24 protein-coding genes are annotated in these 26235 nt (G+C 61.8%); 9 read left to right on the top strand and 15 right to left on the bottom strand.

Annotated elements, in window-relative coordinates:
• Positions 1-82 precede the first annotated feature (82 nt).
• Positions 83-1456 carry a DEAD/DEAH box helicase gene (locus ACE3PH_RS07160; RefSeq protein WP_374317345.1) on the bottom strand — a complete coding sequence of 458 codons (1374 nt, stop codon included), beginning with the start codon at positions 1454-1456 and terminating at the stop codon, positions 83-85.
• A gap of 271 nt (positions 1457-1727) precedes the next feature.
• Here ACE3PH_RS07160 and dnaX point away from each other — a divergent pair, with 271 nt between their 5' ends.
• Genes dnaX through ACE3PH_RS07140 form a run of 4 tightly spaced genes read left to right on the top strand, consistent with a single transcriptional unit; the run spans position 1728 to position 5041 of the window.
• Positions 1728-3608, top strand: coding sequence for a DNA polymerase III subunit gamma/tau (gene dnaX / locus ACE3PH_RS07155; protein ID WP_374317343.1), 1881 nt, complete (start codon positions 1728-1730; stop codon positions 3606-3608).
• 57 nt (positions 3609-3665) lie between these two features.
• Positions 3666-3992 (top strand): YbaB/EbfC family nucleoid-associated protein, encoded by a 327-nt coding sequence (locus ACE3PH_RS07150; protein ID WP_374317341.1) that lies wholly within the window; start codon positions 3666-3668, stop codon positions 3990-3992.
• Positions 3993-4005: 13 nt separating this feature from the next.
• Positions 4006-4593, top strand: coding sequence for a recombination mediator RecR (recR, locus tag ACE3PH_RS07145; protein WP_374317339.1), 588 nt, complete (start codon positions 4006-4008; stop codon positions 4591-4593).
• 52 nt (positions 4594-4645) lie between these two features.
• Positions 4646-5041, top strand: coding sequence for an MAPEG family protein (locus ACE3PH_RS07140; RefSeq protein ID WP_374317337.1), 396 nt, complete (start codon positions 4646-4648; stop codon positions 5039-5041).
• A gap of 60 nt (positions 5042-5101) precedes the next feature.
• Here the strand turns inward: ACE3PH_RS07140 and ACE3PH_RS07135 are convergent, their stop codons facing one another.
• Both ACE3PH_RS07135 and gloB read right to left on the bottom strand, forming a co-directional pair.
• Positions 5102-6940, bottom strand: coding sequence for a transglycosylase SLT domain-containing protein (locus tag ACE3PH_RS07135; RefSeq protein WP_374317335.1), 1839 nt, complete (start codon positions 6938-6940; stop codon positions 5102-5104).
• Entirely contained in the window at positions 6937-7725 is a 789-nt protein-coding gene (gloB, locus tag ACE3PH_RS07130; protein ID WP_374317333.1) for a hydroxyacylglutathione hydrolase, read from the bottom strand. The genes ACE3PH_RS07135 and gloB overlap by 4 nt, the downstream gene beginning before the upstream one ends.
• Between gloB and ACE3PH_RS07125 the strand changes: the two genes are divergently transcribed.
• Both ACE3PH_RS07125 and rnhA read left to right on the top strand, forming a co-directional pair.
• Positions 7724-8539 carry a class I SAM-dependent methyltransferase gene (locus tag ACE3PH_RS07125; RefSeq protein WP_374317332.1) on the top strand — a complete coding sequence of 272 codons (816 nt, stop codon included), beginning with the start codon at positions 7724-7726 and terminating at the stop codon, positions 8537-8539. The genes gloB and ACE3PH_RS07125 overlap by 2 nt on opposite strands.
• 12 nt (positions 8540-8551) lie before the next feature.
• Positions 8552-9004 carry a ribonuclease HI gene (gene rnhA / locus ACE3PH_RS07120; protein ID WP_374317330.1) on the top strand — a complete coding sequence of 151 codons (453 nt, stop codon included), beginning with the start codon at positions 8552-8554 and terminating at the stop codon, positions 9002-9004.
• A gap of 17 nt (positions 9005-9021) precedes the next feature.
• Here the strand turns inward: rnhA and ACE3PH_RS07115 are convergent, their stop codons facing one another.
• Genes ACE3PH_RS07115 through ACE3PH_RS07100 form a run of 4 tightly spaced genes read right to left on the bottom strand, consistent with a single transcriptional unit; the run spans position 9022 to position 12083 of the window.
• Positions 9022-9573 (bottom strand): GNAT family N-acetyltransferase, encoded by a 552-nt coding sequence (locus tag ACE3PH_RS07115; protein WP_374317328.1) that lies wholly within the window; start codon positions 9571-9573, stop codon positions 9022-9024.
• On the bottom strand, positions 9560-10171 hold the full coding sequence (mobA, locus tag ACE3PH_RS07110; protein WP_374317326.1) for a molybdenum cofactor guanylyltransferase MobA: 612 nt from the start codon (positions 10169-10171) through the stop codon (positions 9560-9562). Before mobA ends, ACE3PH_RS07115 begins: the two co-directional genes overlap by 14 nt.
• A 4-nt stretch (positions 10172-10175) precedes the next feature.
• Complete coding sequence (gene moaA, locus ACE3PH_RS07105; protein ID WP_374317324.1) at positions 10176-11303, bottom strand: GTP 3',8-cyclase MoaA; 1128 nt, start codon at positions 11301-11303, stop codon at positions 10176-10178.
• 51 nt (positions 11304-11354) lie between these two features.
• Positions 11355-12083 (bottom strand): C40 family peptidase, encoded by a 729-nt coding sequence (locus ACE3PH_RS07100; RefSeq protein WP_374317322.1) that lies wholly within the window; start codon positions 12081-12083, stop codon positions 11355-11357.
• Between the two features lie 382 nt (positions 12084-12465).
• Here ACE3PH_RS07100 and ACE3PH_RS07095 point away from each other — a divergent pair, with 382 nt between their 5' ends.
• Positions 12466-12855, top strand: coding sequence for a TraR/DksA family transcriptional regulator (locus tag ACE3PH_RS07095; RefSeq protein WP_374317319.1), 390 nt, complete (start codon positions 12466-12468; stop codon positions 12853-12855).
• Between the two features lie 30 nt (positions 12856-12885).
• Here ACE3PH_RS07095 and ACE3PH_RS07090 read toward each other — a convergent pair whose 3' ends face one another.
• Genes ACE3PH_RS07090 through queF form a run of 8 tightly spaced genes read right to left on the bottom strand, consistent with a single transcriptional unit; the run spans position 12886 to position 21484 of the window.
• Positions 12886-14868: an ABC-F family ATP-binding cassette domain-containing protein gene (locus ACE3PH_RS07090; protein WP_374317317.1), complete on the bottom strand. Its 1983-nt coding sequence runs from the start codon at positions 14866-14868 to the stop codon at positions 12886-12888.
• Positions 14865-15746: a 50S ribosomal protein L3 N(5)-glutamine methyltransferase gene (gene prmB / locus ACE3PH_RS07085; protein WP_374317315.1), complete on the bottom strand. Its 882-nt coding sequence runs from the start codon at positions 15744-15746 to the stop codon at positions 14865-14867. Before prmB ends, ACE3PH_RS07090 begins: the two co-directional genes overlap by 4 nt.
• Positions 15743-16897: a succinyl-diaminopimelate desuccinylase gene (gene dapE, locus ACE3PH_RS07080; protein WP_374317313.1), complete on the bottom strand. Its 1155-nt coding sequence runs from the start codon at positions 16895-16897 to the stop codon at positions 15743-15745. Before dapE ends, prmB begins: the two co-directional genes overlap by 4 nt.
• 6 nt (positions 16898-16903) lie before the next feature.
• Positions 16904-18088 carry a PilT/PilU family type 4a pilus ATPase gene (locus tag ACE3PH_RS07075; protein ID WP_374317311.1) on the bottom strand — a complete coding sequence of 395 codons (1185 nt, stop codon included), beginning with the start codon at positions 18086-18088 and terminating at the stop codon, positions 16904-16906.
• 41 nt (positions 18089-18129) lie between these two features.
• Positions 18130-18954 (bottom strand): 2,3,4,5-tetrahydropyridine-2,6-dicarboxylate N-succinyltransferase, encoded by an 825-nt coding sequence (dapD, locus tag ACE3PH_RS07070; protein WP_374317309.1) that lies wholly within the window; start codon positions 18952-18954, stop codon positions 18130-18132.
• Between the two features lie 26 nt (positions 18955-18980).
• The gene (gene dapC / locus ACE3PH_RS07065; protein WP_374317307.1) at positions 18981-20204 is read right to left on the bottom strand and encodes a succinyldiaminopimelate transaminase; all 1224 of its coding nucleotides are present in this window, start codon (positions 20202-20204) and stop codon (positions 18981-18983) included.
• Between the two features lie 10 nt (positions 20205-20214).
• A complete protein-coding gene (locus ACE3PH_RS07060) occupies positions 20215-20946 on the bottom strand; it encodes an energy-coupling factor ABC transporter permease (protein WP_374317305.1) in 732 nt (243 codons plus the stop codon).
• Positions 20947-20977: 31 nt separating this feature from the next.
• Positions 20978-21484 carry a preQ(1) synthase gene (gene queF, locus ACE3PH_RS07055; RefSeq protein WP_374317303.1) on the bottom strand — a complete coding sequence of 169 codons (507 nt, stop codon included), beginning with the start codon at positions 21482-21484 and terminating at the stop codon, positions 20978-20980.
• Between the two features lie 134 nt (positions 21485-21618).
• Here queF and smc point away from each other — a divergent pair, with 134 nt between their 5' ends.
• The gene (smc, locus tag ACE3PH_RS07050) at positions 21619-25140 is read left to right on the top strand and encodes a chromosome segregation protein SMC (protein WP_374317301.1); all 3522 of its coding nucleotides are present in this window, start codon (positions 21619-21621) and stop codon (positions 25138-25140) included.
• A gap of 19 nt (positions 25141-25159) precedes the next feature.
• Positions 25160-26227, top strand: a complete 1068-nt coding sequence (locus tag ACE3PH_RS07045) for a cell division protein ZipA C-terminal FtsZ-binding domain-containing protein (RefSeq protein WP_374317300.1) — start codon at positions 25160-25162, stop codon at positions 26225-26227.
• Positions 26228-26235 lie beyond the last annotated feature (8 nt).

Below are 26235 nucleotides of genomic sequence, written 5' to 3'. Positions count from 1 at the left end.
TCGCGGGTAGGCACTTCGGTGCCGCCCGCCAACAAAAAACCCGGCCTGGCCGGGTTTTTTGTTTTGGAGACGAACTGATCAATCAGTTTTTGCCGCGGTTTGACGGTGGGCGTCCTTGGCCTCCGCCACCAGGGCGACCGTTGCCAGAGCCTGGCTTGCGTGGTGCGGCATGGCCGCCACCCTGGCGTGGGCGACCCTGATTCGCGTGACGGGGCGCACCGCCACCGCCGGTCGGGCCTTTGCCCTTTCCTGCGCCGGGGGCACCAATCAGCATCCGACGACCCAGTTGAATCGGTTCAGGTTTGGCGTGGGGGTCTGGCTCGAATCCGGCCACCACTTCACGCGGAATCTGTCGCTTGATCAGTTTCTCGATGTCGGCCAGGAAGCCCTCTTCATCGATACAGACCAGCGAAACCGCTTCACCCTCTGCCCCGGCACGACCGGTGCGACCAATGCGGTGCACATAGTCTTCCGGCACGTTGGGCAGCTCGAAGTTCACGACGTGCGGCAGTTGATCAATGTCGATCCCGCGCGCAGCAATGTCGGTCGCAACCAGCACTTGCAGTGCACCGGACTTGAAGTCCGCCAATGCCCGGGTGCGGGCACTCTGGCTCTTGTTGCCATGGATGGCCATGGCCGTCACACCTTGCTTCACAAGGTACTCGACCAGGCGGTTTGCCCCATGCTTCATGCGGGTGAAGACCAGCACCTGATGCCAGTTCTGAGACTGGATCAAATGGGTCAGCAGTTCTTTCTTCTTGTCGCGGTCAACCGGATGGATCTTCTGGGCGATGGTGTCTGCCGTCGCGTTGCGACGCGCGACCTCAATCACCTTCGGCTGATTCAACAGACGCTGGGCCAGCGCCTTGATGTCATCTGAGAAAGTTGCGGAAAACAGCAGGCTCTGTTTCTTGGCCGGGACGATGGCCAGCACCCGCTTGATGTCATGGATGAAGCCCATGTCGAGCATGCGGTCGGCTTCATCCAGCACAAAGTACTCGATCTGACTGAGGTCAACCGTGCCTTGCTGATGATGGTCGAGCAGGCGGCCAGGCGTGGCAACCAGGATGTCCACACCACGGCGCAGGGCATCGATTTGAGGGTTCATGCCCACGCCCCCGAACATCACCATCGACTTCAGCGGCAGGTACTTGCCATAGGTGCGCACGCTTTCCTCCACCTGTGCCGCCAGCTCTCTGGTCGGGGTCAGGATCAGTGCGCGCACCGGGCGCTTCGTGTTGGGTGCACGAGGAGGGGCTGAAGCCGCCAGCTGGTGCAAGAGGGGTAAGGTGAAACCGGCTGTTTTGCCCGTTCCAGTTTGTGCTCCGGCAAGAAGGTCTCCACCGTTCAGCACGGCCGGGATGGCTTGCTTCTGGATGGGGGTGGGCGAGGTGTAACCCGCCTCTGCGATGGCCTTGAGAATGGGTTCTGCAAGACCTAATGATTCAAATGACATGACTGCGGGCCCAAAAGGGTGTGTCGACAACACTCGCTTTTCCAGGGCCGGGAGGCGAGTCAACCGGGGTCAGTACTAAACCAACGGATTAATGGTAAACGTTGGTTGAGCTAATCCAATCAATTGTATGGCGTAGAAGAGATCGAATTGCCTGAAGGTCGGCAACACACCACGGTTGGGGGTCTCATTTTGTATCAATGTGTATCGGTTGCGCGCCAAACAATTTCCCGCGCGATCCTGCCCCGCGATCAAGCCCGCCTAGAATCAGCGTATGACTTCGATGGTTCTTGCCCGTAAATACCGCCCCCAGAGTTTTGAGGCCATGGTTGGCCAGGGGCATGTGGTTCAGGCGCTCAGCAATGCGCTGACGCAGCAGCGTTTGCATCACGCCTACCTGTTTACCGGCACGCGCGGTGTTGGCAAGACCACGGTGTCGCGGATTCTGGCCAAGTCGCTGAATTGTGTTGGTCCTGAAGGGACAGGTGGGATCACCGCTCATCCATGCGGTCAGTGCCAGCCCTGTCGTGACATCGACTCGGGGCGGTTTGTTGATTACGTCGAGCTGGATGCAGCGTCGAACCGGGGCGTGGAGGAGATCTCCCAGTTGCTGGATCAGGCGGTGTACAAGCCGGTTGTCGGGCGCTTCAAGGTCTACATGATCGATGAAGTCCACATGCTGACCAATCACGCCTTCAACGCGATGTTGAAGACGCTGGAGGAACCGCCGGAGTACCTGAAGTTCGTGCTCGCCACGACCGACCCGCAGAAGGTGCCGGTCACGGTGCTGTCGCGTTGTCTGCAGTTCAATTTGCGGCCCATGGCTGTGCAGACCGTGCTTGAGCACCTGCAAACCGTGCTGGCGGCCGAGCAGATCTCATTCGAACAACCTGCCTTGGCCTTGCTTGCGCGTGCGGCGCGTGGGTCAATGCGAGATGCGCTGTCCTTGACCGATCAAGCCATCGCGTTCGGCGGTGGTGAGTTGCATGAGCAGACGGTGCGTCAGATGCTGGGAGCGGTTGACCGCCAGCATGTGCAGCGCATCATTGAGGCTGTGGCGTCAGGCGATGGCGCGGGGTTGGTCGCCGCAGTCGACACATTGCGTCAACTGGGTCTGTCAGCGTCAGGCACGCTCGAGGAACTGGCTGCGGCACTGCAGCGCATGGCGGTGGTTCAGGCTGTGCCTCAGGCATTCGGTGCCGATGATCCCGATGCCCCCCTGTGGAGCGAGCTGGCTGGTTTGTTGGCGCCGGACGAGACACAGCTCTTTTACAGCCTGGCCTTGCAGGGGCGTGCTGAGTTGGCTTTGTCGCCGGACGAGTACAGCGGCTTGCTGATGTTGTTGTTGAGACTGCTGGCATTCAAGCCCGGTAGTGGAGCAGGGAGCAATCTACCCCCAAAAGCTGAGGGCTCGGCAGCGCGTCGTGCGGTTGCCGAGCCAACAGCATTGACTGTGGCATCGGCTGTGCCGGTGGCTACACCACCCAGGCAAACGGTGCGCGAAGTGGTTGCCGCAGCGGCGTCGGTCCAGCGGCATGAACAGGACCGATCCACTGCTGCACGCCCTGTGCCCTCTGCCGAACCACCTCCCTGGGATGATTTGCCAGTGGAAGCCTACGATGAGGAGTCTCCTCAGTTGGCAGGCTTGCCTGAGCCCGTGGTGGATGAGCCTGTTTTGGCCGAGCCTGCTCCACGTGTTGCAGAGATGCCCCACGCGCCTGAGTCGGCCCCACCCATTCCAGAGTTGCCGGCCAATGCCGAGGCGGATCGTTGGACCGCTGTGGTGCAGGCTTTGTGCGACAAGGGTTTGATCACGGCCTTGGTGCGTGAGTTGGCCATGCAGGCGCAGTGCTTGAGTTTCAAGGAAGGCCCCGAGGGCAGTGCCTGGCGTTTGCGTGTCGAGCGTGACAGCCTGCGCGGGGATGGGCACCGAGACAGGTTGACGGCCGCACTGGGCCAGCTTCTGGGACAGCCGGCACGGGTTGACCTGGAGGCTGGGGCGGTGCGTGACACGCCGGCCATCCGTGATCAATTGGCCCGCCAGCGTCGCCAGCGCGCTGCCGAGGATCTGATTCAGCGTGACGACCTGGTTGTTTCGCTGTTGAATCAATACCCGGGGGCACGAGTGGTACCGGGCTCCATCCGGCCTGTGTGATGTCAAAGCGCCGTGTTAGCGGCGACAATCTTGGTTTGAGAATACAAAGGAGTTCCCATGCTCAAAGGACAACTGGCCGGGCTGATGAAGCAGGCTCAGCAGATGCAGGACAACCTCAAGAAGGCCCAAGATGAGTTGGGGCAGGTTGAGGTTGAGGGCCAATCCGGCGCTGGCCTGGTGAAGGTGCTGATGACCTGCAAGAACGACGTCAAGCGTGTCACGATCGATCCCAGCCTGCTGGCTGACGACAAGGACATGCTGGAAGATCTGGTCGCTGCTGCTTTCAATGATGCTGTGCGCCGTGCCGAGGCCACATCCCAAGAGCGCATGAGCAAGCTGACTGCCGGCATGCCGCTGCCTCCTGGCATGAAGTTCCCGTTCTGATCATCAGGATGTCATGGCCGATCCTGCTGTCGAAGCGCTGATCGATGCATTGCGCTGTCTGCCTGGTGTCGGGCAGAAGTCGGCGCAGCGCATGGCTTTTCACCTTTTGCAGCATGATCGCCCTGGGGCTGAAAAGCTGGCGTTGGCCCTGCAAGGGGCTGTGGCTGACATTGGCCACTGTGAGCGCTGCCATACCTTCAGTCGAGCGGCTGTGTGTGATCTTTGCAGCGACCCCGCGCGCGATCAGACCTTGCTGTGTGTGGTCGAAACGCCAGCAGATCAAGCCGCGCTGGAGCGCACTGGCAGCTACAAAGGGCTGTATTTCGTGCTGATGGGGCGCCTGAGCCCCCTGGATGGCATTGGCGTGCGCGACATTGGCATCTCAGCCTTGTTGCAGCGGGCCGCCGATGGCGTGGTGAAGGAAGTGATCCTGGCCACCAACTTCAATGTTGAGGGTGAAACCACTGCGCATGTGTTGGGGGAAGCCCTGAAGCAGCGTGGTTTGAAAGTGACGCGTCTGGCTCGGGGTGTTCCCGTAGGCAGCGAGTTGGAGTACGTGGATCTCGGTACCATCGCACACGCGTTCATGGATCGACGTTGATCCGTGGGCTTGTGTTCGATACAGGTATGCCCCGGGAGGGGAGGAGATTTCAATGACGATCGCGAACTGGTGTGTGCTGGCGGCATGTGTGTTGCCCGTTGTGACGATGGGCATGGCCAAGGCCAGTGTGGGCATGAAGTCCCGCAAGAATGCCGCTGGTTACGACAACAGCAACCCTCGGGCTTGGGCGACCCACCTCACGGGCTGGCAGGCACGAGCCAACGCCGCGCAGTCCAATGGGTTTGAGGCTTTGCCTCTCTTCATCGCTGCCGTGGTGCTGGCTCAACAGGCTCATGCCGATCAATCGCGCATCGACACGCTGGCGATGGCCTTCATCGGTATTCGCCTCGTTTACATCGCCATGTACCTGATGGATCTGGCTACCCTGCGTAGCCTGGTCTGGGCAGCAGGTTTCGCCGTGTGCATCGGCATTTTGTCGCTGGCCTGATCCGCACAAAAAGAAACGGGGCGCAAGGCCCCGTTAGCAGGTTGGCTGGTCAAGCTACCATCAGCGGGCGCTGGCCACCCTGACCCGGTTGGTGCGGCCAGAAGATTTGGCATTGCTGGCCACGCGGGTTTTGGCGCTCGACTTCTTGTCGCTCGAGCGGTCAGCCACCTTGGTTGTGGTCGCTTTGCGGCTCGACTTGGTGTCGGCCTTGGCTACCACCTTGCTGTCCTTGACGCGATCAGCCTTGGCGGCCTTGCCGCTGCTCCTCTTGTTGCTACTCTTGTCGTCATCGGCTGCTGCCATGCGGGTCGGCTCGACACGCTTGCCTGCCGGGACATAGACCACGACGGCATCACCCTTGCGAAGCCGTGCACTGCTGGATGTATGGTTCCACTGGGCCAATTGAGCAACCGACACTTTGTAGCGCTTTGCAATCGAGGCCATCGTGTCGCGCTTGCCTGCTGTCAGACTCACCTTGCGCAGGGGCGGCACATCGGGGGCCAACGCCATGGTGGCGTTGTCGGCCACGTCTTCAGGCACGTCGCGGGCCAGTTCACCACTGCGATGCACCAGCAGCGTTGAACCTGCCTTGACCAGCATCTTGGGCGGGATGTTGTTGATCTGGCGAAGCTCGGCTTCGCTCATGTCGACCTTGTCGGCAGCCTCAGCCACCTTCATGGTGCGTGGCACAACCCAGGCTGTCCAGGTTGCCAGCAGGCCTTTGTGCTGGCTCAGGTTCTGCACGAACAGGCTGGCGTTGTCGTAAGGCAGCAGCAGTTGTGGCGTACCGGCAGCCAGAATCACCGGCTTGTTCATCGAGGGGTTCAGCGCCTTGAAGTCGGCTACCGGGATGCCGGCCAGCTTGGCCGCCACGGGCACATCCATGTCGCGCTGGATGGGCACGCTCACGAAATAAGGGTGGTTGGCAATGGTCGGCAGCTTCAGGCCATAGTTGTCCGGTGCCATCACGATGTTGCGTACGGCGTGCAACTTGGGCACATAGTTGCGCGTCTCAGCCGGCATGTTGAGGCTGAGGTAGTCGGTCGGCAGGCCAGCCTTCAGGTTGCGGTTGATGGCGCGTTGCACATTGCCTTCGCCCCAGTTGTAGGCAGCCAGGGCCAAGCTCCAGTCACCAAACTGGCGGTACAGGCGTTGCAGGTAGTCCAGTGCGGCACGGGTGGATGCCAGGACGTCCCGGCGGTCGTCGCGGAACATGTTCTGTTTCAGCTCGAAGTCCTTGCCGGTAGCAGGCATGAACTGCCAGATGCCAGAAGCGCGGGCAATCGAGTTGGCGTGCGGGTTGAACGCGCTTTCCACGAAGGGCAACAGCGCCAGTTCGGTGGGCATCTGGCGCTTCTCGGTTTCCTGAACCACGTAGTAGAGATAGCGGCTGGCGCGCTCGGTCATGCGCAACACATAGTCCGGGCGGTCGGCATACCAGCGGGTATGGTCAGCCACCAGCGGCGAGTCGAGGTCTTCCATTCGGAAGCCTTCTCGCATGCGGCCCCACAGGTCAGCTCGTGCGGACTGATCGTTGAGGTTCAGCTTGTCATCGGGCTCAAGCGGGTCGGTGATCGGTCCGACTGCATCACGCTGATCATCGTCGAGCGGTGCTGAGACATTGGGCGTGTTGAGATACGTGCCAGATGGCGTGCGGCTCGACAGGGTCGTGCTCAGTGCACCAGCGGAGGTGATGACACTGTTGCTGGCGGTGGTGATCTGAGGCTTGCGCATGCCGCTGCCGGCGACAAGGCTGTTGCTGGTCGGGGTGGGGGCGGCACAGCCAGCCATCACCAGGGAGCCAATCACGGTGGAACACAGGCCCAGCCTGCGCATGGCGCCAGCTGCTGGGGCAAGGGTGAAGAGACGGGTCTTCGATACGCGGTGGTCAATGCTCATGCTTGGTACGTGTTTTTCCACTGACGCAGCGCGGTGAAGACAGACAATGCGTCGTTCTCCATGGCGCCGTGCTGGCGGGCATTGGCCATCACCTGCGCTTGATCGCAGCGCAGGAAAGGATTGATGGCGCGTTCGGTTTGAATGGTGGATGGCAGGGTAGGCACCCCTGCCTGTCTGCGTTGGAGGCACTGCTGCTCATACGCGGCCAGGACCGTGTTCGAGGGTTCGACAGTGCGGGCGAAGCGCAGATTGGACAAAGTGTATTCGTGCGTACAACACACCAGGGTGTTGGCCGGCAGTGAGCTGAAACGACTCAGCGAGTGAAACAGTTGCGGAGCCGTGCCGTCAAAAATGCGGCCGCATCCGGCGGAGAAAAGGGTGTCACCGCAGAAGAGCAGCGGAGCACCAAATGCACTGATCGACTTGTGGTCGTGCAGCACATAACTGATATGGTCTGAAGTGTGGCCCGGTGTGTGCCATACGTCAAGCTTGACGCCGCACGCATCGACCACATCACCTTCGGTGACACCATGGGTGATGCCATCTGCTTGAGCATTCAACGGGCCGAAAACGGGGCCGTTGAGCAATGATCGCAATGACTTGATGCCTGCGATGTGATCAGCGTGCCGATGGGTCACTAGAATGGCGACCAATTCGAGACCGTCTTGCTGCAATACCTTTTCAACTGGCGACGCTTCTCCCGGATCGATCACGAGGGCCCGATGGCCATCATCGATCATCCAGATGTAGTTGTCAGTGAGGGCGGGTACGGCGCGTAGCTTCATGTCCAAAGTTGCCCCGATTATAGAGTTGCATCCATGGTTGGCCATGCCGCCAGGACAAGCTTTGCTTGAATGGGAGCAAGGGGAAATGGACCGCATGGTGGCCGATGTCTTTGGCTTCCATGCGCTGCAACTCGGGCTACCGGAACTGGATGCCTTGCGTACCAACCGCATGCAGCACCGCTGGCTGGCACTGGATGCGGCCTATCAGGGTTGGGTGCCGCCCATCGTGAACGCGGGTGGCAGTGATGAGGGCCCTGCGGATGTGAGTTTGCGCTGTGACTTCGAGGCGTTGCCGTTCCCTTCGCAAAGCCTGGATCTGGTGGTGTTGCCACATGCCCTTGAATTGGCGCAGGACCCCCACCACACCTTGCGTGAGGTGGCGCGTGTGCTCGTGCCAGGGGGCAGAGTAGTGATTGCCGGATTCAATCCTGTCAGCCTCTGGGGGCTGCGGCAACGGGTGGGTCGTTGGGGTAACAAGCAGGCGATGGTGTTGCCGCAAGGTGAGTTCATCGGCTACTGGCGCTTGCGTGACTGGTTGCGTCTGCTGGATCTCGAAGTAGAGGCCGGACACTTCGGTGTGTACCGGCCGATGTTGAACAGCGAAGCCTGGTGGTCTCGCCTGCAGTGGCTGGAGCCTCTGGGGGCTCGATGGTGGCCGGTTCTGGGGGCCGTCTATTTCCTGACGGCCGTCAAGCGTGTGCCAGGCATGCGCTTGATGAGCAAGCCTCGCAAAGCGCGTGTGCCTGCGACGTCGGCTCCGGCAGTGGCGACGAACAGGCAGCGTCGGGTGAGACTCGATGATCAGGTTGAATGAAAGTTGAATGGCATGAGTGAATCAGCGTTGCCCTCCGTGGTTGCCTATACGGATGGGGCATGCAAAGGCAATCCTGGCCCCGGTGGCTGGGGCGTCTGGATGGTCAGTGGGGCCCATGAGAAGGAAATGTGGGGTGGGGAGTCTTCGACGACCAACAACCGCATGGAGCTGACGGCCGTGATCCAGGTCCTGACTGTCCTGAAAAAGCGCTGCAAGGTGGTGATCTACACGGACAGCGAGTACGTGCGCAAGGGCATCACCGAATGGATCATCAACTGGAAGCGTCGCGGCTGGAAAACGGCCGACAACAAGCCTGTCAAGAACGCAGACCTGTGGCAGAAACTGGAAGCAGCCGAAGCGGCGCACTCGGTTGAGTGGCGTTGGGTCAAGGGGCACGCCGGCGACCCTGGCAATGAGCGAGCCGATGCCCTGGCCAACAGAGGGGCTGCAGAGGCTGGCCGCTGAAGCTGGATCAAGTGGCCTCAGGCCAGGATCAATACCATGCTCAGCTTGTCGAAGTATTGGACCTGGCTGCCGCGCCCAACCAGCTTGATCGCATGCGGCATGACGCCGCAAGGCTGGAAGCCCGCGCGTTCATAGACACGAATGGCTGATGTGCTGGAGGTGCTCACCTTCAGTGTGATCTGTTCCAGGCCGAGGGCTTTGCGTGATTCCTCAATGCAGGCTTTGACCAGCAGTTCTGCCAAGCCCTTTCCGCGGTGATCGGGGCGGACGACCATGCCGTTGAGCTCGGCACTGTGGCGGAGCTTTTGCAGCGACTGCCGTTCCAGTGCCAGGGCGGCTACCAGTTCACGGCCAGACCAGGCGCCCAGCATGAATGTCCCGCCCAGGGGTTCACTCAGACCAAGCCGGCCAATGAAGCTCTCTGGCGGGCGGGCGTGTTCGCTTTCGAAGTCGTTGTCGAAGGCGTCCGGGTGGAGGCGGAGGCCCTCATCGCGCAGTGTCTTGTAGGCACTCAGGTCGGCAGGCCCCATGCGGCCAATATGGATGCTGGACGAATCATGCCTGTCCATGCAATACCTCGGGTGTGTTGACGTTCAAAAACGCGGAAGGGTCAGGGAAGGATACCCCGATCCAGCGCTGCCTTTGAATCCACACGCCGACCCGGCGCTCACCATTTCGGACATCTGCCTCAAGTGATGCCTGGCAGCGACGGTGAATCAGGACACAGACCCAGTGGTGACGGGTGGAGCCATCAGGTTCGATGGTGACGGGGACGACCACATCGAGGTCCTGCGCCTGTTGTGCCTCCCGGAGGCGCTGAACGAGGTCCGTCGGCAAATGGGGCGTGTCGCAAGAGGCGCACATGAGCAGCTCTGCGTCGGTGTGGCGCAGTGCTGTGACAAAGCCCGCCAGGGGGCCTTGGAAGCTGCCCAGATCGGTGTCGTCGCCCAGGACGCATGCTGGCAGACCGTGCTGGCGCATCAGGTCTTTGTAGCGATCCTGGTTGCGGTTCGCATTGATGGTGATGCTGTCGACCTGCGGTGCCAGGCGAGCCAGAAGGCGTGATGCCAATGGCTCGCCATGCATGGCGATGAGGCCTTTGTCCTGATGGCCCATCCGGCGCCCTTCGCCTCCGCACAGCAGCCAGCCAGCTACGGAGGGCATCATCGCCTTATCCACCGATGTAGCTCATCTCGATGCGCTCGATGGCGCCTTGGTGCGAGGAACGAAGCTCGGAGTATCGGTCTGCGCGCGCGCTCCAGAGGTGATGGATGCCGGCCTGGATGGTCTGGTTGTCAGCGCCACCTCGCAACAGCGCGCGCAAGTCATGTCCTTGCGTGGCAAACAGGCAGCTGTAAAGCCGGCCATCGGTTGACAGGCGCAGGCGATTGCAGGCCCCACAGAACGCGTTGGTGACACTGGAGATGAAACCGATCGAGCCCTGGCCGTCTGCGTAAGCCCATCGCTGGGCGGTGTCGCTGATCTGGCGCGGGGCAATGGGCTCGAGTGCCCAATGGTTGGCAATCAACTGCCGGATCTCGTCGGATGGCAGCACTTGTGCCATGTTCCATCCATTGGTCGAGCCGACGTCCATGAACTCGATGAAACGCAACTCGATGCCAGTGCCGCGGAAGTGGCGCGCCATCGGAATGATCTGATGATCGTTGACGCCCTTCTGGACCACCATGTTGACCTTGATCGGCCCAAGTCCGGCTGCCTGGGCCGCCTCGATGCCGCGCAGGACATCTGCTACGGGGAAGTCGGCGTCGTTCATGCGCCTGAACACCGCATCGTCCAGCGCATCCAGGCTGACGGTGACGCGTTTGAGCCCCGCGTCCTTCAAGGCCTGGGCCTTCTTGGCGAGGGCGGAGCCATTGGTGGTCAGAGTCAGTTCCGGGGTCGTGCCATCGATGGTCTGCAAGCCGCTGAGTTGCGCCACCAGCATTTCAAGGTGCTTGCGTAGCAGGGGCTCACCGCCAGTCAAGCGGAGTTTGCGCACCCCCAGTTGCATGAAGATCGAGGCAGTCCGGGTGATCTCTTCAAAGGACAGCAGTTCGCTATGCGGCAGGAATTCGTGATCCGACGCAAAGATATGCCGCGGCATGCAGTAACTGCAGCGGAAATTGCAGCGATCAGTGACCGAGATACGCAAGTCGTGAAGTGGCCTGCCCAATGTGTCGGTGGGCAGGGCACTGGCAGGCAGCGCGTCAGCAGGGGCTTGAATCGGAAGGGTGCGGGGGCGAGGTGCCTTCAGCGCGTCTTTGACCTGCGCCAGAGGGACCACAATTGGCTCACTCATATCCTCAATTGTGCTTGATTGAGGCTGGTGCAAGACTGCGGGCAACCGCAATCAGGGTGTGGAATTGCCGCTGTTCGACGTACGACCTGTGCTGGGCGGGTTGCTCAGCATGGCGCTCACCATCTGCGGGGCGCGGCGTGCGCCGTCAAAGCGCTTTTGCCAGTAGCTGTCGCGCATGTCTTCCACGCGGACTTCGCTGCCCGTACGAGGCGAATGAATGAACTTGTTACCGCCAATGTAGATGCCAACGTGAGAGAAGGTGTGCTTCAGGGTGTTGAAGAACACCAGATCGCCCGGCTTCAGCTCTGACTGGTTGTTGACAGGCACGAGGTCAGGCGAGTTGGCTTGTTCGGCTGCGCGGCGCGGCAGCACCAGACCAATGCTGTTTTCGAAGACATGACGGGTGAAGCCGCTGCAGTCGAAACCGGTCTCCGGCGAATTGCCGCCACGGCGGTAGGGGACGCCGAGGAAATTCATGGCGCTGAGCACCAGATCTGAAGCCATTTCACTGGCGCGGTCACGAACCTGCTGGGCCAGTTCGACCACGGGCTTGGTGTCCATCAGGCCTTTTTCCTGCAGGAAGCGGCTGATGGGGTCGGCATTTTCACTGACGGCCGGTCGAGGCTGGACGTTTTGTGCGTGTGCAGACGGGCTGATCAGAGCGATAGCCAGGGCGGTCATCACGCAGGCAACCACACCCTTGCCCAGGGCAGTGGTCTGGTTTGATCGGCGGTGAAGGCGCGAAGCGCGTTGTTCTGGTGTCAGGTCAGTCAACAGCATGGGGCGCAAGCGTAGGTCAGATGGCGCATGCCGTCAACCCAATAGATGCGTACAAATGTTAAGGTTAACACTGATTTGGCCTCTTGGCTCAGGGTAATTGCGGGGAATATGTGGCGTATCTTGTTGATCCCCAGGAATTGACCTGCCTCAATAACCCCATCGCTGGGTATTTCTATGCTGCTTTGAGCCATGGTTTCCGCGTACGGATTGTCGGCTAGCCGGTGGCGAGCGCGGAGATCGTGCTTGGCATTTGTTTTCGCAGATGCCTGATATTGATCAGGCCATGGAAAATGTACGCCGGGAAAATGGAGTTCTGTTCTTGATCTGAATGGCGTGCCGTACACCGATCAAGTTTTGTGATGACCTATTGATGAATAACGCAATGACATCTGCTTACCCCCATCTGAACGCGAACGAGCTGTCTGTGCTGAAGGCTGCCTTGCAAACACGGCTCGACGATTTGTTGGCCAAGGATGCAGAGTTGCGCGGTCGCCTGGCCGATGAGGAGTCCGCCACGTCGAACACCTTTGTGGCGGGGGGCGAGGGCGCCATGTCGGATGAGTCTGACGAGGAGGTGCTCGCCCTGATGCACCACGAACAGATGGAAGTGGCGGCGCTCAAGCAGGCTTTGCAGCGCTTTGATGCAGGCCAATATGGCTGGTGCACATCTTGTGGCGAGGCCATTTCAGCGCAGCGCCTGCAGGCTGTGCCAGAGGCAGCGCTGTGCCTGGATTGCAAGTCTGCCGCCGAGAAGCGGCACGCGCCTGCCTGAATTTTGAAGGGGAGGCTTGAAGCAGCGGCCTCAGCTGAGGCCGGCTGCCTGTGTGAGTGACTCGATCTGTTCGCTGATTTCCAACCAACGCATCTCGAGTTCTTCCACCTCATCGCTGACGGCTTTCAGGCGCTTGCCCATGTCGGCACGATCTGCTGGAGTCAAGACGGGGTTGCCAAGCGCTTCGGTCAGTTCGTCCCGCTCGGTTGTCGCCGTATCCATGCGGGTTTCGACCCGCTTGAGTTCGGCTTTGTGGGGCTTGAGCTGGTCTTGCAGTCGAATGCGGGCCTGTTGCAAAGCCTTGCGGTCTTCGCGAGATGGTTCCTTGGGTTTGGCGTCGGTGTCGTCAGAACGTGTCTGAGCGGCATCGTCTCTGGCTTGCTTCAGTGCTTGCGCTGCCAGGCGGTTTTGGTCCTGCAGCCATCGCTGGTAGTCGTCCAGGTCGCCATCGAAAGTGCTGACCTGGCCTTTGGCCACCAGCCAGAACTCGTCGCAGACTTCGCGCAGCAGGGCGCGGTCATGACTGACCAGCATGACGGTGCCTTCAAATTCGTTGAGGGCCAGGCTCAGGGCCTCGCGGGTGGTGAGATCCAGGTGGTTGGTGGGTTCGTCCAGCAGCAGCAGGTTGGGGCGCTGCCATACGACCAGTGCGAGCACCAGCCGTGCCTTTTCTCCGCCACTGAATTGGCCCACGGGCTGCATGACCATGTCGCCCGTGAATCGGAACCGGCCCAGGAAGTCGCGCAGTTCCTGTTCGCGCGCTTGCGGGTTGATCTGCTTGGCCAGCCGGATCATGTGGGCCAGCGGGCCTTCGTCGGGCCGCAGGACGTCCAGTTCCTGCTGGGCAAAGTAGCCAATGCTCAGCCCTTTGCCCTCGGTGACCTGGCCGGAGATCAGCGGCAGGCTGTGGGCCAGCGTTTTGACAAAGGTGGACTTGCCCTGGCCGTTGGCACCGAGGATGCCGATGCGCTGCCCCGGCAGGACCGACCGGTTGATGCCCGTCACGATGGTCAGCGGCGATTGGCCGTCCCGCGTGTATCCGCAGCTGAGGTCCTTGATGGACAGCATGGGGTTGGGCATGCTGGCCGGCTCGGGGAACTCGAACTCGAAGTCGCTGGCGGTGAGCACGGGGGCGAGCTTTTCCATGCGCTCCAGGGCCTTGACTCGGCTTTGTGCCTGACGGGCCTTGGTGGCCTTCGCCTTGAAGCGGTCAATGAAGCGCTGCAGGTGGGCAATGCGATCCTGCTGTTTCTCGTATGCGGCCTGATGCTGCGTCAGCCGTTCGGCCCGCAGGGCCTCAAAGGCCGTGTAGCCACCGGTGTAGCGGGTCAGCTTGCCTTCATCCAGGTGGAGCGTGACTTTCGTGGTGGCATCCAGAAACTCACGGTCGTGGCTGATGATGATCAAGGTGCCTTCATAGCGCTGCAGCCAGCCTTCGAGCCAGACCAGTGCATCCAGGTCCAAGTGGTTGGTGGGTTCGTCCAGCAGCAGCAGTTGCGAGGGGCACATCAGCGCGCGCGCCAGTTGCAGGCGCATGCGCCAGCCGCCCGAAAAACTGTTGACGGGGGCGTCGAGCTGGTCGCTGCGAAACCCCAGGCCCAGCAACAAGGATTGGGCTCGGGCACTGGCGTCGAAGTGGCCCACATCAGCCAGTCGAGCGTGGGCCTCACCAATGGCGTGGCCATCGCCTGCCTGCTCGGCCTCGGCGAGCAGGGAGCGGGCCTGCATCAGGCGGGTATCCCCCTGGAGCACAAACTCTGTCGCGGGGTCGTCTGTCTCCGGCATGTTTTGCGAGACTTCGCCCAGACCGCCTGGCTGCAGCCAGCTTGGTGGGATTTCGACGTCGCCGCCATCCGGGTGCAGGCGGCCGGCGAGGAGTGCAAACAGGGACGACTTGCCTGCGCCATTGCGGCCAATGAGACCTACTTTTTCGCCAGGGTGAAGGGTGGCGCTGGCCTGGTCGAGCACGGGTTTGACGCCGCGTCGCAGGGAAACATTCTTGAGGACGATCATGGAGCAAGCAGCAAGGCGTCGCGCGTGACCAGCAGCAGCTGGTCTGCACCAGCCGATGTGTCCAGCCAGGTCACGGCCAATTCGGGGAAGGCGCGTTCGAAGTGGGCGCGCTCGTTGCCAATTTCCAGAACGAGCACGGCGTCCGGGCCCATGTGACGGTCAGGGTCGGCGCGCAAGGCTGAAAACAGGGCGCGTGTGAAGTCCATGCCGTCCTCGCCTGAGGCCAGCGCAAGTTCAGGCTCTGCGCGGTATTCGGCAGGCAAGGCCTGCATGGACTGAGCATTCACATAGGGCGGGTTGCACAGGATCAGGTCATACGGGCCTTGTGCCTGCGCCAGTCCATCGCTGTGGACCAGCGTGATGCGTTCGCTCAACGCATGCCGCTCGACATTGATGCGAGCCACTTCCAACGCGTCGGTGCTGATGTCGATCGCATCGACCGCCACATCCGGGTAGGCCATGGCGGCCAGCACGGCCAGGCTGCCGTTGCCGGTGCAAAGGTCGAGTACCTTGTGAGTCTGGTCGCTCAACCAGGCATCGATGCTGCCGTCTGCCAGCACCTCGGCGATGAAGGAGCGTGGCACGATCACCCGCTCGTCCACATAGAACGACACGCCTTGCAGCCAGGCCTCATGAGTGAGGTAGGCCGCCGGCTTGCGGGTGCGGATGCGTTCTTCGATGAGGGCTTGCACCTCGGGTACCAGGGCATCTGAGACCGTGTCTTGTGCGTGCAGGTCCAGGCCATCGAGGGCGAGGCCCAGTTTCCACAGCACGAGCCACGCGGCCTCGTCGAACGCATTGGTGGTGCCGTGCCCAAAAGCGACACCCGCCTCGGTGAGGCGGGTGCTGGCTTGTTCGATCAGTTCAATGACGGTCACGTCAACAGCCTTTCAAGGGTGCCCCGGTAGATGTCTTTCAGGGGCTCGATGTCTGCCACGGCGACATGCTCATCAATTTTGTGGATGGACGCATTGACGGGGCCGAACTCGACCACCTGCGGACAGATCTGTGCGATGAACCGACCGTCCGAGGTGCCGCCCGTCGTCGAGAGCTCGGTCTCGATGCCGGTGGTGGCCTTGATGGCGTCGGCCATGGCGTCTACCAGGGGGCCGCGGCGGGTGAGGAAGGGGCGACCGCCCAGTGTCCAGTCAATCTGGAATTCAAGCTGGTGGCGCGTCAGCACCTCTTCCAGCCGGGCTTGCAGCCCTTCCGGGGTGGACTCGGTCGAGAAGCGGAAGTTGAAGTCGATGACCAGTTCGCCAGGGATCACATTGTTGGCGCCGGTACCGGCATGGATGTTCGACATCTGCCAGCTCGTTGGGGGGAAGTGGTCATTGCCTTCGTCCCACACGATGGCCGTGAGCTCGGCCAGAGCCGGTGCGGCCTGGTGAATGGGGTTGCGTGCCAGGTGCGGGTAGGCAATGTGGCCTTGAATGCCTTTTACCCTCAGCTTGCCGGACAGGGAGCCGCGTCGCCCGTTCTTGATCATGTCGCCGACGGACTTGACCGAGGTCGGTTCACCCACGATGCAGGCATCCAGGCGTTCACCGCGAGACTGCAGCCACTCGCATACCTTCACGGTGCCATCAACCGAGGGGCCTTCTTCGTCGCTGGTCAGCAGGAATGCGATGCTGCCGGCGTGGCCCGGGTGTCCGGATACGAACTCCTCGCTGGCAACCACCATGGCAGCCAGCGACGTCTTCATGTCTGCGGCGCCGCGCCCATACAGCATGCCGTCACGGAAGGTCGGGGCAAAGGGCAGGCTGGTCCATTGGTCGACCGGGCCGGTGGGCACCACATCGGTATGGCCAGCAAACACCAGCACAGGGGTGCCGTTGGCATGGCCCGCACCGCGCTTGATGGCCCACAGATTGGTCACCGGCGCATCAGCAGGACCGAAGGTGAGGGTGTGGCATTCAAAGCCGATGGCCTTCAGGCGATCGGCGATCAAGGTCTGGCAGCCGCCATCTTCCGGTGTGACGGAAGGACGGGCAATCAGCGCCTCGGTCAGGCGCAAGGTGGCACTCATGATGGATCAGAAGCGGGTCGAAGAGAAACCGCCGGTTTGCTCGTTGTTCACGTCGAGCGTGATGTCGGTGAAAGACGGCCCTTCGTCGATTTCTTCGACTTTCGGGGGCGCCTTCGATGTGTTGTACAGGTCGTTTTCCAGTCGCCACATCAGGTTGGTCGGCGAGTCGGCAAAAGCCAGGCCTTCGTCGCGGGTGATATGGCCTTCGGCAATGAGGCGTGCAAGGTCCTGCTCGAAGGTTTGAGAGCCTTCGGTCATGGACTTTTCCATCGCTTCCTTCACGGCGGGGAAGTCACCCTTTTCGATCAGCTCGGACACGAGCTTGGTGTTGAGCAGCACTTCGACGGCTGGCACGCGTCCGCCGCTGATCGACTTGACCAGACGCTGGGACACGATGGCCTTCAGGCCCGATGAGAGGTCACTCAGCAAAGCCGGGCGCGATTCCGGTGTGTAGAACGACAGGATACGGCCGAGTGCGTGGTAGCTGTTGTTGGCGTGCAGGGTTGACAACACGAGGTGACCAGACAGGGCGTATGACAGGGCCATGGTCATGGTTTCGCGGTCGCGGATTTCGCCGATCAGGATGCAGTCCGGGGCCTGGCGCAGCGCATTGCGCAGGCCGACTTGCAGCGAGACCGTGTCACGCCCCACTTCACGTTGATTGACCACCGACTTCTTGTTGCTGAACAGGAATTCAATGGGGTCTTCGATCGTCAGGATGTGGCCGGTCATGCGCTGGTTGCGCTGCTCCAGCATGGCCGCCAGCGTGGTGCTCTTGCCGGTGCCGGTCGCACCGGCCAGGATGATCAGGCCGCGCTTTTCCTGCACGAGATTGGACAGCACCTCTGGCAGGTTGAGCGTATCCAGGTTGGGGATGTCGCTTGGAATGTAGCGGAACACCGCCGCGATAGAGCCGCGCTGCTTGAATGCGCTCAGACGGAACACCGCCACACCCGGAATGTTGATCCCGATGTTGAGTTCACCCGTGTCGTCAAGCTCTTCCAACTGGGTCGGTGTCAGCATTTCTGCCAGCAGTTGACGCGGCTGAGATGGCTTGAGCGGCTGGTCGGTCAACTGCAGGATCTGACCATTGATCTTGATGAGGATGGGCGTATTGGCAGAAAGGAAAACGTCCGAGGCCTTCTTTTCGGCCATGAGGCGCAACACGCGCTCCAGATTCCCGTCGCTCATCAAGTGTCTCCCTGGTCAGATGATGGATGGCTGGGCTCGCCTCAGGCGCCGCGCAGCAGATCGTTGATGCTGGTCTTGGAGCGGGTCTGGGCGTCCACGCGCTTGACGATGACGGCGCAGTACAGAGAGTACTTGCCATCAGCGGAAGGCAGGTTGCCCGACACGACCACGGAGCCCGCGGGGATGCGGCCGTAGCTGACTTCACCTGTGGTGCGGTCATAGATCTTGGTCGACTGGCCGATGTACACGCCCATCGAGATCACCGAGTTCTCTTCGACGATGACACCTTCGACCACTTCCGAGCGCGCGCCGATGAAGCAGTTGTCTTCGATGATGGTGGGGTTGGCCTGCAAGGGTTCCAGCACGCCGCCAATGCCCACGCCACCCGACAGGTGGACGTTCTTGCCGATCTGGGCGCACGACCCCACGGTGGCCCAGGTGTCGACCATGGTGCCTTCATCGACGTAGGCGCCGATGTTCACGTAAGAGGGCATCAGGATGACGTTCTTGGCCTGGAAGCTGCCGCGGCGGGCCACGGCGGGCGGCACCACGCGCACGCCGGTGGCGGCCAGTTGTTCGGCGCTCATGCTGGCGTACTTGGTCGGGACCTTGTCAAAGAACTGCAGGTCGCCTTGACCCATGGGCACGTTGTCGTTCAGGCGGAAGCTCAGCAGCACAGCCTTCTTCACCCATTGGTGCGTCACCCAGTTGCCGTCGATCTTCTCGGCCACACGCAGCTTGCCAGTGTCGAGCTGGTCGATGATGTGGTTGACGGCGTCACGGATTTCAGCGGGAGCCTGGGCGGCGGACAGCGAGGTGCGTTGTTCCCATGCGTTGTCGATGACGGTTTGGAGTGCGTTGCTCATGCTTGAAATGATGTTCAGAAAAGAAATCAGAAAGACTGGATGAAGGCGCGGATGCGCTCGGCGGCCTCGACGCATTCGTCGACGCCCGCCACCAGTGCCATGCGGACCCGGCCAGCGCCGGGGTTGATGCCGTGCGCCGGGCGAGCCAGGTAACTGCCTGGCAGAACGGCCACATTGTATTGAGCGAGCAGCTCCTTGGCGAACCACTCGTCGCTGCCGTTTCCACATTTGTCCGGAACACCGGCCCAAAGGTAGAAGCCGGCGTCAGGCAGGGCCACATCCATGACCGAGGCCAGAATGGGTGTGACCCGCTCGAACTTGAGTCGATACTGTGCTCGGTTTTCCACCACGTGGGCTTCGTCGCTCCACGCAGCGATGCTGGCTCGCTGGATGGCGGGCCCCATGGCGCTACCGTGGTAGGTGCGGTAGAGCAGGAAGGACTTCATCAGCTTGGCATCGCCCGCCACAAAACCCGAGCGCATGCCAGGCACGTTGGAACGTTTGGACAAGCTGGTGAGCGAAATCAGATTGTGGAAATCGGTTCGCCCCAGCTTCTGGGCTGCTTCGAGGCCACCCAGCGGGGCAGCGTCCGGGCCTTCACGGAAATAGATTTCCGAGTAGCACTCGTCGGCGGCGATGACAAAGCCGTGGCGGTCGCTCAGTTCGAACAGGCGCGCCCATTCTTCCAGCGGCATCACCGCGCCGGTCGGGTTACCCGGCGAACAGACATACAGCAGTTGCGTGCGGGCCCAGACTTCGTCGCCAATGCTGCTCCAGTCGGCCGCAAAATTGCGCCGGGGGTCTGAGTTGGCGAAAACCACCTGGGCGCCGGCCAGCAAGGCTGCCCCTTCGTAGATTTGATAGAAAGGGTTGGGGCACACCACCACGGGGCCGCCCTGGTCCAGGTGCTGTGTGGGGTCGATCACCGTTTGCGCCAGGGCAAACAGCGCCTCGCGCGAGCCATTGACCGGCAGGATCTGCGTGGCGGGGTCGAGCTGGATGCCGTAGCGGCGGGCCACCCAGCTTGCGCAGGCTTCACGCAAGGCCGGTTCACCAGCCGTGGCCGGGTAATTGGCCAGGCCGCCGAGGGCGTCGGTCAAGGCTTGCTTGATGAACGCCGGGGTGGGGTGCTTGGGCTCGCCAATGCCCAGGCTGATGGGCCGATAGGCCGGATTGGGCGTCACGCCCGCGGTGAGCGCCTTGAGACGCTCGAACGGGTAGGGCTGAAGTTTGGTCAACAACGGGTTCATATGCGGTGCATTATCCCTGCCCGGGGCGAGGCCCCTTGGGCAGATAACGTTCGTCGGTATAGGTCAGCAGCCACTCAGGCTTGAATGCCACGAAGATCGAGGTCAGCATGCCGGTGGCAATGCCTTCCCCCCAGCCCAGCAGCCAGTGGCTGAGCAACCAATCGCCTTCAGACAGGTGGGCCGGCACGTAGCCCAGCAGCAGGGCCAGGATGGTTGACAGGCTGACCGACAGGACCGTCGCGATGAAGGCGCGCCCCAGGATGTAGACGAACAGGTGCTTGGGCAACCAGCGGCGCACAGCCAGACCAATGCCCAGGGCGATGGTGGCCGGCAGCACGCCCATCCAGATGGTCTGGGAGACGATGGCGTCAGCGCGGTCTACCAGGCTGGAGAGCAACTCCAGGAAGGAGTGTGGCGGTTCGAGGCCTTTATGCCGAGCCAGCAGCAGGTCAGCCGTCGAGGCCAGGATGCTCACGGGCCAGAGGCTCACCACGGCCATGGGCCAGCCAAACATCAACACCAGCAGACAGGCGCCAGACAGATGAATGGGCATGGCGGCCGGCAGCAGGGTTTTGGTCCACCAACTCCAGGGCAGCACGGCCATGGCAAACAGCCAGGGGTTTTGCAGCTCGCGGCGCTGCCATACCTGCCAGGGCTTGAAGACCAGTGCCACCGCCAGTGTCATGGCAGCGAAAGCCCACTCGAAGGTGGTCAGGCCAGCAGGAATGTCGACAGCGTCCATGTGCGTTCAGCCCTTGGGCTGCGCCGAATGATCAGCCCAGCAGGCCGGTTTCGGCATTGTGCTCCGGCAGGTCCACCTTGGGTTGGGGTTTCCAGCCCTTCTTGCGGTGGTCGACCACGACATTGGTATAGATGCCACCACGCACGTACCACTTGGCGGTGATGCGCAGGTAACGCGGCTGGATGGCCTTGACGATGTCATCGAGGATGTCGTTGGTGACCTTCTCGTGGAAAGCGCCGTCGTTGCGGTAGCTCCACATGTACATCTTGAGGCTCTTCAGTTCAACGCACAGCTTGTCGGCAATGCAATCGATGGTGAAGTGGGCGAAGTCAGGCTGGCCGGTCAGCGGGCAGAAACAGGTGAACTCGGGCACCTGAAACTGGATCACATAGTCACGCTGAGGCGCCGGGTTGGGGAACACGTCCAGCGTGCGAGACGGGGCCGACGGGGGTGTGGCAGGCTTGGCGCGTTCTCCCACGGCCAGCTTCGGGGCGGCGGTCGTCTTGGTGGTGCGGGCGGTAGGAGCTTTCTTGGCCATGTTGAATGCGCAAAGGTATGGAGTTAACTACAGAACTCGCGATGCTATCATCCCTGGCTCAAGTTGGCGCGCTGTGATGTGCGTTTGGCTATATGAATCAATGACTTAGTCGTCTCTGACCGTCCAACGCAAGCATGCGCCTGAATTCGATCAAGCTGTCCGGCTTCAAGTCATTCGCCGAACCGACCCATTTTCACCTGCCAGGTCAGCTGGTCGGGGTGGTGGGGCCCAATGGTTGCGGCAAGTCGAACATCATGGACGCCGTACGGTGGGTGCTGGGTGAATCCAAGGCATCCGAACTGCGCGGCGAGTCCATGCAGGACGTCATCTTCAACGGCTCGGGCAACCGCAAGCCGGCCAGCCGTGCCAGCGTGGAGCTGGTGTTCAGCAATGAAGAGGGCCGCGCCGGTGGCCAGTGGAACCAGTTCACTGAAATCGCCGTCAAGCGGGTGCTGACCCGTGATGGCACGTCCAGCTACTTCATCAACAACCAGCCGGTGCGTCGTCGCGACGTGCAGGATGTGTTCCTGGGCACCGGGCTGGGCCCGCGGGCTTACGCCATCATTGGCCAGGGCACGATCAGCCGCATCATCGAGTCGAAGCCGGAAGAGCTGCGCCTGTTTCTGGAGGAGGCGGCCGGGGTTTCCAAATACAAGGAACGTCGCCGCGAGACGGAAAACCGCCTCAAGGACACGCGCGAGAACCTGACCCGCGTGGAAGACATCCTGCGTGAGCTCAATGCCAATCTGGAAAAGCTGGAGCGCCAAGCCGAAGTGGCCACGCGTTACAACGGCTTGCAGGAGCAGGGCACGCTGAAGTTGCATCAGCTGTGGTTCCTGAAGCACCGTGATGCGTCGACCGAAGAGTCGCGGATCAAGCAGGCCATGCTGGAAGCCACGAATGCGCTGGAGGCCCGTCTGGCCGAGTTGCGCCACGTCGAGGCGCAGTTGGAGCAGGTGCGGCAGGCCCACTACACGGCCAGCGACGAGCTGCACACCGCGCAAGGTGCCCTGGCCGAGGCCAATCTGGAAGTGAGTCGGCTTGAAGAGCGCATTCGCTACGTGGCCGAGGGCCGCCAGAAGGTTGAGCAGCGGCTGGCCGAAATCAGGACCCAGAACGACCAGTGGCAAGGGCGCAAGCAAGCTGCCCTGGATGAGCTGGAGCAGCTGGCCGAGAAAATGGCCATCGCCGAAGAGCAGGCTGAAATCCTGGCTGCACAGGCCGAGGAGCTGTCTGCCAACCTGCCGACCTACGAGGACACCGTGCGCGCGGCGACCCAGCGGGCCAATGAGCAGCGCGGCGCAGCCAGCCAGGTGCAACAGCAAATCCAGTTGCTGGCGGCCGAGTCGCGCAACATCGATGACCAGTCTCGTCAGCTGAATCTGCGGCGTGAGCGTCTGGCCAGCGAGAAACAGGGCTTGGCTGTCCCTGACGAGATGCGCCTGACTGATCTCAAGCGTCAGCTGGAGGCGTCTCAGGAGTCGCTGGCCATTGCCGAGGCACAGTTGGGCGAGCTCACCGACTCCGTGCCGATGCTTGATGACGGACGAAAGCTGCAACAGGCACAGGCCAATACGGAGACAGCGCGCCACGCCGAACTGGCTGCGCGCCTGGAAGCCTTGCGTGCCTTGCAGGACAAGGTGCAGACGGAAGGCAAGCTCAAGCCGTGGCTGGCCAAGCATGGGCTTGAAAGCCTGTCTGGCCTGTGGACGCGGCTCCACATTGAGCAGGGCTGGGAAAACGCCCTGGAGTCGGCACTGCGCGAACGCTTGTCTGCGTTGGAAGTGGGCCGTGTCGAAACGGTGCGGGCGTTCGAACATGACGCGCCGCCGGCCAAGCTGGCGTTTTTCACCGTGCCGTTTGGGCAGCCTGGCTCGACCTCACATCAGACCTTGCCTCGTCTGGCTGACCTGCTGCGGCTGAACGATGCCGGTCTCAAGACCTTGCTGTCAGACTGGCTGGAAGGGGTCTACACCGCATCGTCGATGGAAGAGGCGCTGGCCAACCGCAGCAAGCTGACCCATGGCGAGGTCATCATGACCCGCGCCGGGCATGCGGTGAGCCAGTTTGCCGTCAGTTTCTACGCACCCGATTCGGAGCAGGCCGGCATGCTGGCGCGTGCGCAAGAAATTGAAAACCTGGAAAAGCAGGTGCGTGCACAGGCCATGATGGCCGACGATGCCCGGGCCTCGCTGGTGCGCGCTGAAGCCGCGTATGCCGACGCGGCACAGCGGCTGGCCACGGTGCGCCGTGACACGTCGGAGCAGCAGCAGCGTCAGCATCATCTGCAGGTGGAAGTGCTGAGCCTCTCGCAGCAGGCGCAGCAGGCCCAGATGCGGCACGAGCAGATTGCCGGTGAGTTGGCAGAAATCGATGGGCAGCTTGAAGAGTTGAGCGAGCGCCGCGCCACGGGCGAGGCGCGCTTCGAAGAGCTGGACCTGGCGCTGGCAGATGCGCAGGAAAAGCACGCTCAGCTGGAAGAAGCCGTCATCGAAGCCGAGCGCAAGCTCAATCAGGCGCGTGAGCAGGCACGTGCGCTCGAGCGTCAGGCCCAGGAGGCTCAATTCAGTGCGCGGACCATGTCTGCCAGACGTGGCGAATTGCAGCGCAGCATTGAAACGGCCGATCAGCAATTGGTGGCCAATGACGCGACGGTGGTCAGCCTGCAGGAAGAGCAGGCCCGCCTCACGGAGGCCGCAGCGGGCACGGGGCTGGACGAGGCCCTGGCGGTCAAGCTGGAGAAAGAGCGCCTGCTGGGTGAGACGCGCAGCCGCTACGACGACTTGTCCGCCCAATTGCGCCGAGCCGATGAGCAGCGTCTGGAGTTCGAGCGCAGTCTGCAGCCTTTGCGCGATCAGATCACGCGCCTCCAGCTTGAAGAGCAGGCCGCTGCCTTGGGCGGTGCCCAGTTCATGGAGCAGCTGACCGCCGCCGGCGTCAACCTGGAAGCCCTGGCGGCCCAGATTGAGCAGGACGGGGTGAAGCTGTATGGCCTGCAGACCGAGATCGACCGCATTCAGCGGGAAATCAACTCTTTGGGTGCCGTCAACCTGGCGGCGCTGGAAGAGTTGACTGCTGCACGCGAGCGCAAGGGCTTCCTCGACTCGCAGTCCGCCGACCTGAACGACGCCATCCAGACGCTGGAAGATGCGATCCACAAGATCGATCTGGAAACCCGCGATCTGTTGGGCGGCACCTTCAACACGGTCAACGAACACTTTGGTCGCATGTTCCCCAGCCTGTTCGGTGGGGGCTCGGCCAAGCTGGTCATGACCGGCGACGAAATCCTGGACTCGGGGGTGCAGGTCATGGCCCATCCCCCGGGCAAGAAAAACAGCACCATCCACCTTCTGTCCGGCGGCGAAAAGGCCTTGACGGCCATCGCCCTGGTGTTTGCGATCTTCCAGCTCAATCCGGCACCGTTCTGCCTGCTGGACGAGGTCGATGCACCGCTGGACGACGCCAACACCGAGCGTTACGCCAAGCTGGTCAAGAGCATGTCGGCCGGCACGCAGTTCCTGTTCATCTCGCACAACAAGATCGCCATGGAAATGGCCGAGCAGTTGATCGGGGTGACAATGCAGGAGCAGGGCGTCTCGCGTATCGTGGCGGTCGACATGGAGGCGGCTTTCTCGCTGGCCCAGCAGGCAGCCTGAACGACACCGGAAACATCCAATGAATCATTCCCTGACCCTTTATCTTGCGATTCTTGGCGGCATCGTTCTCGCAGCGGTGATTGCACACGGCACCTGGATCGCCCGCAAGACCGCAGCCCGTCAGCCCAAACGTGCCATCCACGAGCCCGTGCCGGGGGGCATTGATTCGGCCTTGGCAGACACCGTGCCCAACGAAGATGCGGTCAACATGGGCGAGCGACTCACTCCGCCCACGCTGAAGGCGCCTCCGCCGGTCAAGCGCAACCAGCCTCGGCTGGATGCATTGATTGATGCCATTGCGACCATCACACTCGAGTCACCCACCACCGGCGACCACATCCTGGCGCATGTGCCGCCTACGCGCCGCGCCGGCAGCAAGCCATTCATGGTAGAGGGGCTGCGTGTTGATTGTGGCGAATGGGAAGCCCCTCAGCCTGGCGTGATGTACAAGGAAATCCAGGCGGGCGTGCTGCTGGCCAACCGCACGGGCGGCCTCAACGAAATCGAATATTCCGAGTTCGTGCAGAAGGTGCAGGCGTTTGCCGATGCGCTAGGCGCTGCGGTGGAATTCCCCGACATGCTCGATGTGGTCCAGCGCGCCAAGGAGCTGGATGGCTTTGCCAGTGCCCATGATGCCCAGTTGGCCTTGCGCCTGTATGGCAAGGGCAGCGCCTGGTCGGTCGGTTATGTGCAGCAGCAGGCTGCACGCCATGGATTCGTGCCAGGCGCATTGCCCGGTCGTTTTGTGCTGCCTGCAGCTGAAGAAGGCGCACCACCTGTGTTGAGCCTGCAGTACGACGCGCAGGCTGCATTTGCCGAAAGTGAAGACCAGGCCACCTTGCGTGAGCTGGTCCTCGCATTTGATGTGCCCCAGACTGCTGCCGATCAGGCGCCTTTCAAGGCCTGGTGTGCTGCCGGCGAGGTGTTGGCCATGAGCCTGGATGCCGTGATGGTGGACGATCAGGGGCAGCCCTTCTCGCCAGCGGCATTCGCTTCCATCGAGTCAGAGTTGCAGCGTTTGTACGAGGCGCTGGCTGCGCGTGATCTGGCGGCCGGGTCGGCCGCAACGCGTCGCTTGTTCAGCTGAGTCGAGGT

The sequence above is a fragment of the Aquabacterium sp. genome, assembly GCF_041909175.1.
Taxonomy (GTDB): domain Bacteria; phylum Pseudomonadota; class Gammaproteobacteria; order Burkholderiales; family Burkholderiaceae_C; genus Aquabacterium.
This window is presented reverse-complemented; position numbering and strand designations above follow the sequence as displayed.

What these genes read in the sequence shown, in the direction of transcription:
- queF (WP_374317303.1), bottom strand. Translation starts at nt 21,484, where the DNA reads ATGGCCAAGAAAGCTCCTACCGCCCGCACCACCAAGACGACCGCCGCC.
- recR (WP_374317339.1), top strand. Translation starts at nt 4,006, where the DNA reads ATGGCCGATCCTGCTGTCGAAGCGCTGATCGATGCATTGCGCTGTCTG.
- rnhA (WP_374317330.1), top strand. Translation starts at nt 8,552, where the DNA reads ATGAGTGAATCAGCGTTGCCCTCCGTGGTTGCCTATACGGATGGGGCA.
- ACE3PH_RS07135 (WP_374317335.1), bottom strand. Translation starts at nt 6,940, where the DNA reads ATGAGCATTGACCACCGCGTATCGAAGACCCGTCTCTTCACCCTTGCC.
- ACE3PH_RS07140 (WP_374317337.1), top strand. Translation starts at nt 4,646, where the DNA reads ATGACGATCGCGAACTGGTGTGTGCTGGCGGCATGTGTGTTGCCCGTT.
- ACE3PH_RS07095 (WP_374317319.1), top strand. Translation starts at nt 12,466, where the DNA reads ATGACATCTGCTTACCCCCATCTGAACGCGAACGAGCTGTCTGTGCTG.
- ACE3PH_RS07045 (WP_374317300.1), top strand. Translation starts at nt 25,160, where the DNA reads ATGAATCATTCCCTGACCCTTTATCTTGCGATTCTTGGCGGCATCGTT.
- moaA (WP_374317324.1), bottom strand. Translation starts at nt 11,303, where the DNA reads ATGAGTGAGCCAATTGTGGTCCCTCTGGCGCAGGTCAAAGACGCGCTG.
- gloB (WP_374317333.1), bottom strand. Translation starts at nt 7,725, where the DNA reads ATGAAGCTACGCGCCGTACCCGCCCTCACTGACAACTACATCTGGATG.
- dapD (WP_374317309.1), bottom strand. Translation starts at nt 18,954, where the DNA reads ATGAGCAACGCACTCCAAACCGTCATCGACAACGCATGGGAACAACGC.
- ACE3PH_RS07125 (WP_374317332.1), top strand. Translation starts at nt 7,724, where the DNA reads ATGTCCAAAGTTGCCCCGATTATAGAGTTGCATCCATGGTTGGCCATG.
- ACE3PH_RS07150 (WP_374317341.1), top strand. Translation starts at nt 3,666, where the DNA reads ATGCTCAAAGGACAACTGGCCGGGCTGATGAAGCAGGCTCAGCAGATG.
- smc (WP_374317301.1), top strand. Translation starts at nt 21,619, where the DNA reads ATGCGCCTGAATTCGATCAAGCTGTCCGGCTTCAAGTCATTCGCCGAA.
- ACE3PH_RS07060 (WP_374317305.1), bottom strand. Translation starts at nt 20,946, where the DNA reads ATGGACGCTGTCGACATTCCTGCTGGCCTGACCACCTTCGAGTGGGCT.
- dapE (WP_374317313.1), bottom strand. Translation starts at nt 16,897, where the DNA reads ATGAGTGCCACCTTGCGCCTGACCGAGGCGCTGATTGCCCGTCCTTCC.
- ACE3PH_RS07100 (WP_374317322.1), bottom strand. Translation starts at nt 12,083, where the DNA reads ATGCTGTTGACTGACCTGACACCAGAACAACGCGCTTCGCGCCTTCAC.
- dnaX (WP_374317343.1), top strand. Translation starts at nt 1,728, where the DNA reads ATGACTTCGATGGTTCTTGCCCGTAAATACCGCCCCCAGAGTTTTGAG.
- ACE3PH_RS07160 (WP_374317345.1), bottom strand. Translation starts at nt 1,456, where the DNA reads ATGTCATTTGAATCATTAGGTCTTGCAGAACCCATTCTCAAGGCCATC.
- ACE3PH_RS07115 (WP_374317328.1), bottom strand. Translation starts at nt 9,573, where the DNA reads ATGGACAGGCATGATTCGTCCAGCATCCATATTGGCCGCATGGGGCCT.
- ACE3PH_RS07075 (WP_374317311.1), bottom strand. Translation starts at nt 18,088, where the DNA reads ATGAGCGACGGGAATCTGGAGCGCGTGTTGCGCCTCATGGCCGAAAAG.
- dapC (WP_374317307.1), bottom strand. Translation starts at nt 20,204, where the DNA reads ATGAACCCGTTGTTGACCAAACTTCAGCCCTACCCGTTCGAGCGTCTC.
- ACE3PH_RS07090 (WP_374317317.1), bottom strand. Translation starts at nt 14,868, where the DNA reads ATGATCGTCCTCAAGAATGTTTCCCTGCGACGCGGCGTCAAACCCGTG.
- mobA (WP_374317326.1), bottom strand. Translation starts at nt 10,171, where the DNA reads ATGATGCCCTCCGTAGCTGGCTGGCTGCTGTGCGGAGGCGAAGGGCGC.